The sequence below is a fragment of the Pseudomonas sp. NY15356 genome (assembly GCF_048068175.1).
Lineage (GTDB): Bacteria > Pseudomonadota > Gammaproteobacteria > Pseudomonadales > Pseudomonadaceae > Aquipseudomonas > Aquipseudomonas putida_K.
In genome coordinates, this window is record NZ_JBLUPW010000053.1 from 1 (window position 1) to 8188 (window position 8188).

Below are 8188 nucleotides of genomic sequence, written 5' to 3' on the forward strand. Positions count from 1 at the left end.
ATGCCCCATCGAGGTGATGGGAGAGGTCATGCAAAATGCCATGGCAATGCGGCATGATGCTCCGGCTTCAATTCAATAACCGTGTTGCACTCAGCTCCTGCAACCGCCCTGTTTCCTGGCCAACGATGGGTACTGTAAGCACAGCGGTAACCAGATCCTGACCCAACGCCAAACTCAGCAGGTGAATTCGATCATGGCCACCAGCGGCCTCTATGACGAAGCCGGCAACTTCGCTTATCGGGTAGGGTTGCCTGGCAAGAGTGGTGTAGGTGGGGGGATCGTGGCGATCGTACCGGGCCAGTTTACCGTTTGTGTGTGGTCGCCGGAGTTGAATGCTGCTGGCAACTCCCTTGCCGGGATGGCCGCGCTCGAGTTGCTCAGCTCACGGATTGGGTGGTCGGTGTTCTGATCATCTACGTGAGCGCAATGCCGCCGCCAGGCCTACGGTCAGCACCACCGCCAACACAACCGCGAGGGCAAACGTCGCCGCGATCCCCAGCGTTTCAAGCAAACCCGCCACCGCCAGGTAGAACGCAATAACCCCCACCGCCCCGATGGCGTTCCCGCGGACCATCGCTGCCATCCCTGCGCACCCGCTCTGCACATGGGCGAACACCACCAATGGCCAGGCAATCACCGGAATCGGCGCCAGCATGCCGCTGGCCGCTGGCCCCAGCCAGCTGGCGAAGCCGGTGGTGACCATGAGCAGGGTAGTGGCGGCCACCATGCGCAGGGGGATTTCCCAGTAGCGGTGGCGAGTTTTGGCGAGGATGTCGGGTTTGGGCTCGTGGGCGGTGGCGCGGATCAACCAGGCGATCAGTGCCAGGGAGGCGGCAATCGACAGGTACAGGCTGCCCCAATGGGTGAAGGCGTAGGCGGCCAGGGCGTAGAACACCAGTGCCAGCAGTACGGCCAGGCCGATTTCGGCGCGTCGGGTGGCGTACAGGTAGCAGGTGTAGGTGGCCTGTACCGCGGCCAGGCCGCCCAGGGCGCCGGGGACTGCGTTCAGGGTGAATGCGGTGCCTTGTTCCAGGCACAGGAAGGTCATCACCAGCGCCGAGGTGATCGGCAGGCCTGAAAGCAGGCCGCCCAGCAGCCCGCCCCAGCGCCGGGAGGCGAGCGAGACGGCCCACATCAGCAGCGGTGTGACGATGAGCTTGAGGTAGAGGAGAGTCATTGCATGTAACCGCTGAAGAGGTGGGGAGGTGTGTGAAATCGCCTCGTCATCGCATGCGATGCGTTTTATGGGGCAATATCGCGCTCTGAAGGACGCTTCTCAAATGAATCTTGTGTCGGGTAATTATCGTAGGCCTTCTTGGCTGGCGATGTTTGCCTTTTATAGAATACCGTTGCGGTTCGGACGGGTTTATTAAATGGAATGGGTCGATGGACAAGCAAGTCAAGAAAAGTAATACAGGTTTGGCTACCTTTCGGGAGGACCTGAATCAGATACTGAGCTTGGTGATTAAGCACTGGGCCGCGATCGGGACCATAGGCGCTGTCGCCAGCGGCTTGCTGAGCTTTGGAATATTAATGACCTATTCGAAAGCCATTGGACGTATCGACTTGCTACCGGTGGTGTTCGATAAGAAATTTTCTGCGCTTTTGCCTTGGATGGGATTCGTGGGCTTTGTGTTTTCGCTCTACATGGCGCTTTTCCTGACCACAACGACTATTTATGCGTTGGCTGTTTCGCTCTTCAACCAAACGCCTACGTTGCGCCCTCATATCGCAAGATTGCTGCTCATCCCTGCCACGTTAGGTTCGGTGCTTTTCGTAGGCAGCGTTTTTCAACTACCCGAGTTGGGACATGGTATCGTTGCCGCGACGATCATGGCATGCATGTTGGGCATCATGTTTTTACTGCTATTGTCCAAGCGATTCAGGATGGCCCTGGAAATCGTGACATTGATCAGTGGCCCAGGTGACGTGAAGAAATGGCGTCAGGCTGGGATTTTCGGGATTACCTACTTACTGTTGTGTTTCGCTGCTTTTGCAGCGGTTTACCCAATGGTCATCCTGCTGCATTCTTACACCGGCCAAGACACGCCCGAGGCAGTAAATACTCTAACGATCATCTCGATGGTCACGGTTTTCTTGTTGTTCATTCCAGCACTTATTTTTTTCGTGAGTAAAAAACGTGTGGCCATACGGGTCATCCAGGCCGTTGCCGTCGCCTTGATTGCTACGCTGGCTGTGATCGTGATGTACCCGGGCGCGACCTCGACCATTGTCTACAAGTCGGCAAGCATGATGGGCGTACGAGATACGACTGTTCAACAGTACCGGCTACTGAAGAATTATGATGTGGCCGACTTTGCCACGGCCTCCTGGAGCGTCACCGAGGCAACAAATGGGTTGCCGATTGTGTCGGCGTTCCCATTGTTCTCACTCGGTGATGTCCTATTGTTATGCCCTGGTCGGTTGGCAGACACCCGGTTGGGTGATTGGCCGGAGCGTTCACGGGCATGCATCCTCACCCAGAGCAGCGATGTAGTAAAACTGCCGGAGGCTGTTGTAATAAAAGGCGGAACCAAAGGGCAGTCAGCCGATGATGCTTAAGTGGTGAATGATTGGGGCATTGCCAATTATCTAATGGCACACTGAATGTCTCAGCCCAGCGAGGCCACGCTATTGAGCAGGGTCTTCACCAGCTGCGCCTGCCGCGTGGCGCCGGTCTTGGCGAACACCCCGCGCAAGTGCGCCCGTACGGTGTTGCGCGACACGTTCAGCGCTTCGGCCGTCTCGTCCAGGGTCTGCCCATCCATCACCAACATCGCCACCTCCGTCTCGGTGGGCGTCAGCTGGAACAGGCTGCGCAGCAGGTGGCGCGAGGCCTGGGGCGAGTCTGCGGGGTCGCGGATGAACAGCGCCACCGCTGGCCGTCGTGCGCCTTTGCGGGCCTGGTAGTTCAGGGGGATGGGGCGTAGCAGCAGGTTCAGCGGCATTTCCCCGCTCGGGCGGGACAAGGTGAGCACTTCCAGCTCGTCCAGCCCGCGCTGACGGTGCCTAAGGACGGTCTGGATGGATTGCTGCAACGCGCGGTTCTCATGGTTGACGAAGGCGCACAGCTTCTCTTGCTTGCACACCAGCCCATCGCCACTGACGAACAGGCGCTGTGCCGCGCTGTTGCAGCGCAGGGTTCGGCCGTTCTCGTCGAGGATCACCGTACCGACCATCAGCCGGTCGATGGTCGCGGCGTACAGCTGGCGTTCGGAGTCGAGCTGGTCGACCGCCGAATGCAGGTCCACGGCCTGTTGCAGGTGCGGCAGCAGCAGGCGGACCAGGGCAATCTCGTCGGCCTCGAAGTCGTGGCTGGTATGGCCGCGGCTGGCGAACAGGGCGCAGTGCATGCCGGCGGTGGTGACCATGTTGGCCACCAGCACATGGCGCAGGTCCAGCGGTTGCAGGTAGTTGCGGTAGAAGTCGTGGGCCAGCCAGGGCTCGGTGCCGAGCATCTGGTCGGCGGTGGCCACCTTGTCGGCGGGCCATTCGAGGAACGGGCAGATCGAATAGTAGTACTCGCTGTAGGACGGCTCGCCGGGCAGCAGCGCGCCGTGTACCGAGGCGTTGACGATCAGGCCGGGGCGTTCGTGTTCTGGGTTGCGCAGCACCAGGGTGATGAAGCTCGCGTCCAGGCGTTGGCGCAGCTGCTCCAGGAAGCTGGCCCAGGGTGTGGCTTCCAACGGGCCCTGGTAGGCCAGGGTGAGCAGGGCGCTGAGGGCTTCGGTGGCGATGGGGGCTGGGTGGTGGGCGGTCATGCTGCGCCTCGTGGGTGAGGGGTGGGGGCAGTATTGATGCGAGAAGGGCTGGGTAAATCGTCTGTTCGGACTAGCAAGAGCCAAGCTGCGGGCTTTGTCATGCAGCATGAAACTTGCGTTGGTCCAATCGCCGGCAAGCCGGCTCCCACCCCGTTCGTGCATGCAGCACCTTGTGGGAGCCGGCTTGCCGGCGATAGGGCCTGTTCTGGCTTTGCTCAAAGGCGCAGCAACGCCTCGACGATCCGCTCGGCCGCCGCCTCCGCCGTCTCCCTCTGGGTATCGATATGCAGCTCTGGATTCACCGGCGGCTCGTACGGCGAGTCGATCCCGGTGAAGTTCTTCAGCTCACCCCGGCGGGCCTTCTGGTACAACCCCTTGGGGTCGCGCTGCTCGGCCAGGGCCAACGGCGCGTCGATGAAAATCTCCAGGAAGTTGCCTTCCCCGGCCAAGCTCCGGGCCATGTCGCGTTCGGCGCGGAACGGCGAGATGAACGAGACCAGGGTGATCAAACCGGCATCGAGCATCAGCCTGGCCACTTCGGCCACGCGGCGGATGTTCTCCACCCGGTCGGCCTCGGTGAAGCCTAGGTCGCGGTTCAGGCCGTGACGCACGTTGTCGCCATCGAGCAGGTAGGTGTGCTTGCCCAGCGCATGCAGCTTGCGCTCCACCAGGTTGGCGATGGTCGACTTGCCGGCGCCCGAGAGGCCGGTGAACCACAGCACCCGCGGAGCCTGGCCCTTGAGCACGGCGTGGGCCTCGCGGTTGACGTCGATGGCCTGCCAATGCACGTTCTGCGCCCGGCGTAGGGCGAAGTGCAGCATGCCGGCGCCGACGGTGCGGTTGCTCAGGCGGTCGATGACGATGAAACCGCCGGTGTCGCGGTTGTCGGTATAGGCATCGAAGGCGATCGGGCGGTCCAGGTTCAGGTTGCATACGCCGATGCCGTTGAGCTCGAGGGTCTTGGCGGCGAGTTGGTCGAGGCTGTTCACGTCCACGCGGTGCTTGAGGTTGGCGCAGCTCATGCCTACGGTGCGGCAGCCGATCTTCATCAGGTACGGGCGTCCGGGCAGCAACGGCTCTTCGTCCATCCACACCAAAGTGGCTTCGAACTGGTCGGCCACTGCGGGCGGGGCGTCGGCCAGGGCGATCAGGTCGCCGCGGCTGATGTCGATCTCGTCCTTGAGCACCAAGGTCACGGCCTGGCCGCACTCGGCGCGCTGCTGCGGGCCGCTGGCGCCGAGAATGTCGGTGACTTCGCTCTGCTGGCCCGAGGGCAGCACACGGATGCGTTCGCCGACGCTGATGCTGCCGGCGGCGATGTTGCCCGAGTAGCCACGAAAGTCCAGATTGGGGCGGTTGACCCACTGCACCGGCAGGCGGAACGCCGCCTGGCTGGCGTGGGCCTGCTCCAGCGGCACGTCTTCCAGGTAGGCGAGCAGGCTCGGGCCTGTGTACCAAGGGGTGTTGGGGCTGGCGCTGAGCATGTTGTCGCCGCGTAGCGCAGAGAGTGGAATGCACTGGATGTCGTCCAGGCCGATCTGCGCGGCGAAGGCACGGTAGTCGGCCTCGATGCGCTGGAACACCTCCTGCGAGTAGCCCATCAGGTCGAGCTTGTTGACCGCCAGCACCACCTTGCGGATCCCCAGCAGCGACACCAGGTAACTGTGCCGGCGGGTCTGGGTCAGCAGGCCTTGGCGGGCGTCTACCAGGATCACCGCCAAATCGGCGGTGGAGGCGCCGGTGACCATGTTGCGGGTGTACTGTTCGTGGCCGGGCGTATCGGCAACGATGAACTTGCGTTTCTCCGTGGCGAAGAAACGGTACGCCACGTCGATGGTAATGCCTTGCTCGCGCTCGGCGGCCAGGCCGTCCACCAACAGGGCGAAGTCCAGGTCCTCGCCTTGGGTGCCGAGTTTTTTCGAGTCGGCTTCGAGCTGGCCGAGCTGGTCTTCGAACAGCACCTTGGACTCGTACAACAGGCGCCCGATCAAGGTGCTCTTGCCGTCGTCGACGCTGCCGCAGGTGATGAAGCGCAGCAGCTGTTTGTGCTGTTGTGCCTGCAGGTACGCGGTCAGGTCGTCGTGCCGGGCGTGGGTGATCGCGTTCATCAGAAGTACCCCTCTTGTTTCTTCTTCTCCATGGAGCCGGCCGAGTCGCTGTCGATCAGCCGGCCCTGGCGTTCCGAGGTGCGGCTGACCAGCATCTCGCCGATGATCGCCGGCAGGTCGTCGGCGTCGCTGTCGATGGCGCCGGTGAGCGGGTAGCAGCCCAGGGTGCGGAAGCGCACCTTGCGCATCTCGGGGGTTTCGCCGTCACGCAGCGGCAGGCGCTGGTCGTCGACCATGATCAGGGTGCCGTCGCGCTCCACCACCGGGCGCTCCTTGGCGAAGTACAGGGGCACGATAGGGATCTGCTCCAGGTAGATGTATTGCCAGATGTCCAGCTCGGTCCAGTTCGACAGCGGAAACACCCGCAGGCTCTCGCCCTTGCGCTTGCGCGTGTTGTACAGGCGCCACAGCTCCGGGCGCTGTTGCTTGGGGTCCCAGCGGTGCTGTTCGGAGCGCAGGGAGAACACGCGCTCCTTGGCACGGGATTTTTCCTCGTCGCGGCGGGCACCGCCGAAGGCGGCATCGAAGCCGTATTTGTCCAGCGCCTGCTTCAGGCCCTGGGTCTTCCACACGTCGGTGTGCAGGGCCGAACCGTGGGTGAAGGGGTCGATGGCTTTTTCCACACCTTCGGGGTTGATGTGCACCAGCAGCTCCAGGCCCAGGCGCTCGGCGGTCTGGTCGCGGAAGGCGATCATCTCGCGGAATTTCCAGGTGGTGTCCACGTGCAGCAGGGGGAAGGGCGGCTTGCCCGGGGCGAAGGCCTTCATCGCCAGGTGCAGCATCACCGCGCTGTCCTTGCCGATGGAATAGAGCATCACCGGGTGCTCACACTCGGCCACCACTTCGCGGATGATCTGGATGCTCTCGGCCTCCAGCCATTGCAGATGAGTCAACATCGGATACCTCCTCGTGATCTTCCGGGTACGGGCCCGGTTGACGCCAAGGTAGGCAATGCACCACCGGCGCCTCTTCGTCTGCTCGGACGAAGTGCGGCGGTGGTGCCAACATCAGGCCGCGGTGGCGTGCAGCGACTCGGCACGGGCCTTCACGGCCAGGGCCACGGCATCGAAGCCCTGCTTGACCCACGCCCCATGGTTGGCCATGACCGCGTCGGCGGTGGGGCCGAGGAACTGGTCGGTGGTGTGGTAGCGGCAGCTGTTTGGGCCGGTGCGTTCGATCAGTTGTTCGCGGCGGGCCGCGTCCGGGTTGCTGGCGCTCGAGCGCATTTCCCAGGCGAGCAGGCGGTGTGGCTCGAAGTCCACCAGGTACTCGACCACATGCAGCAGCTCACCGGGCGCGGCCGGGTTGGGCAGGAACAGGTTGACCGGCTCGCCCAGGCGCAGGGTGGATTCGACCTTGACCGTGTAGGGGTTCCACTGCGGGTAGTTAGGCAGGTCGACCAGGATCGACCAGACCAGCTCGGCGGGGGCGGCGATGTCCACGGTGACGGAGCGAACCAGGTTCTTGTCGGTTGTCATCGATGATTCCTCGTAGGGTGGCCCCACGCCGAGGCGTGGCGCAGGGGAGCCGTGTGGCCCAACGAGGCATCGTGGTCGGTTGGCGCTTTGGGTTCTTCGTCCGTTTGGATAAGGGGAGTATTGGGTTGGTCGTCTGGGTGTTAGTACTTTTTACTTCCTGCTTGTAAGTAAGTGGCAGAACTTTTTACTTGAGGTGTGAGAAGTTTTTTGGGGCGGTAATTATCGCTGTTTGATTTATATGCTTCCTACGCGGCTCGCTGTTTTTGGCGTGCTGCGCCGGCTTTGTTGTTTGTGAATTACTAGCGGCGCAGGAAATAGTCATTAACAGGAGTTGCTTTCCATGTTGTCTTTTCGTAATACTCCGTCCGTCACGGTTGTCGATAATCGTGGCTTGGTTGTACGCACTATCGATTATTACCGTCAGCCAGATAAACCTGAGGTGACGGACGAACGTATCACCCATCACCAACACGACGTCCGAGGCGTCCTGGCACGCAGTGCCGACCCTCGGCTGGCCGCTGCTGGCCGGGCGAACTTCACCTACCTGACGGACCTCGCCGGGACGGCCTTGCGCACCCGCAGTGTCGATGCGGGCACTTCGATAACCCTCAGGGATGCCGCCGGGCGCCCTTTCATGGAGGTGGCTCAGATTGCTACCGACGAAGAGGGTAACGACGACCTGAGCCAGGCGGTTACCCGTACCTGGCAGTACGAGGCCCCGTCCCAGGCTGGCCGACCGCTGGGCGTGACGGAGCAGGTGGCCGACAGCGAGGCGCGGATTGCCGAGCGGTTCGTCTGGGCACCGGTTACGCAACAGGCACGGGACCATAATCTGCTCGGG

At 62.2% G+C, this 8188-nt stretch carries 6 protein-coding genes and 2 pseudogenes; 3 read left to right on the forward strand and 5 right to left on the reverse strand.

The genetic code is table 11. The annotated features are described in order from the left end of the window. Positions 1–103 precede the first annotated feature (103 nt). Positions 104–409, forward strand: a pseudogene (locus ACNFCI_RS23700) (glutaminase); the annotation flags it as partial. Here ACNFCI_RS23700 and ACNFCI_RS23705 read toward each other — a convergent pair. Continuing rightward, positions 410–1177 (reverse strand): hypothetical protein, encoded by a 768-nt coding sequence (locus ACNFCI_RS23705; protein ID WP_368829092.1) that lies wholly within the window; start codon positions 1175–1177, stop codon positions 410–412. It lies immediately after the preceding pseudogene. A 209-nt stretch (positions 1178–1386) separates the two neighbouring features. Here ACNFCI_RS23705 and ACNFCI_RS23710 point away from each other — a divergent pair, with 209 nt between their 5' ends. Then, on the forward strand, positions 1387–2562 hold the full coding sequence (locus ACNFCI_RS23710) for a hypothetical protein (protein WP_368829091.1): 1176 nt from the start codon (positions 1387–1389) through the stop codon (positions 2560–2562). A gap of 50 nt (positions 2563–2612) precedes the next feature. Here ACNFCI_RS23710 and ACNFCI_RS23715 read toward each other — a convergent pair whose 3' ends face one another. The 4 genes from ACNFCI_RS23715 to ACNFCI_RS23730 all read right to left on the reverse strand — a co-directional run bounded on the left by ACNFCI_RS23715 (position 2613) and on the right by ACNFCI_RS23730 (position 7347). Then, on the reverse strand, positions 2613–3761 hold the full coding sequence (locus ACNFCI_RS23715) for a helix-turn-helix transcriptional regulator (protein WP_324817949.1): 1149 nt from the start codon (positions 3759–3761) through the stop codon (positions 2613–2615). 215 nt (positions 3762–3976) lie between these two features. Next, positions 3977–5869, reverse strand: coding sequence for a sulfate adenylyltransferase subunit CysN (gene cysN, locus ACNFCI_RS23720; protein ID WP_416768378.1), 1893 nt, complete (start codon positions 5867–5869; stop codon positions 3977–3979). After that, positions 5869–6783, reverse strand: a complete 915-nt coding sequence (gene cysD / locus ACNFCI_RS23725; RefSeq protein ID WP_301178462.1) for a sulfate adenylyltransferase subunit CysD — start codon at positions 6781–6783, stop codon at positions 5869–5871. Before cysD ends, cysN begins: the two co-directional genes overlap by 1 nt. Positions 6784–6876: 93 nt before the next feature. Next, on the reverse strand, positions 6877–7347 hold the full coding sequence (locus ACNFCI_RS23730; protein WP_084855574.1) for an SRPBCC domain-containing protein: 471 nt from the start codon (positions 7345–7347) through the stop codon (positions 6877–6879). Positions 7348–7786: 439 nt separating this feature from the next. On the opposite strand from ACNFCI_RS23730, the pseudogene ACNFCI_RS23735 reads away from it, so the two are divergent. Then, positions 7787–8188 (forward strand): annotated as a pseudogene (locus ACNFCI_RS23735) (RHS repeat protein); the annotation flags it as partial.

What these genes read in the sequence shown, in the direction of transcription:
- ACNFCI_RS23705 (WP_368829092.1), bottom strand. Translation starts at nt 1,177, where the DNA reads ATGACTCTCCTCTACCTCAAGCTCATCGTCACACCGCTGCTGATGTGG.
- ACNFCI_RS23710 (WP_368829091.1), top strand. Translation starts at nt 1,387, where the DNA reads ATGGACAAGCAAGTCAAGAAAAGTAATACAGGTTTGGCTACCTTTCGG.
- ACNFCI_RS23715 (WP_324817949.1), bottom strand. Translation starts at nt 3,761, where the DNA reads ATGACCGCCCACCACCCAGCCCCCATCGCCACCGAAGCCCTCAGCGCC.
- cysN (WP_416768378.1), bottom strand. Translation starts at nt 5,869, where the DNA reads ATGAACGCGATCACCCACGCCCGGCACGACGACCTGACCGCGTACCTG.
- ACNFCI_RS23730 (WP_084855574.1), bottom strand. Translation starts at nt 7,347, where the DNA reads ATGACAACCGACAAGAACCTGGTTCGCTCCGTCACCGTGGACATCGCC.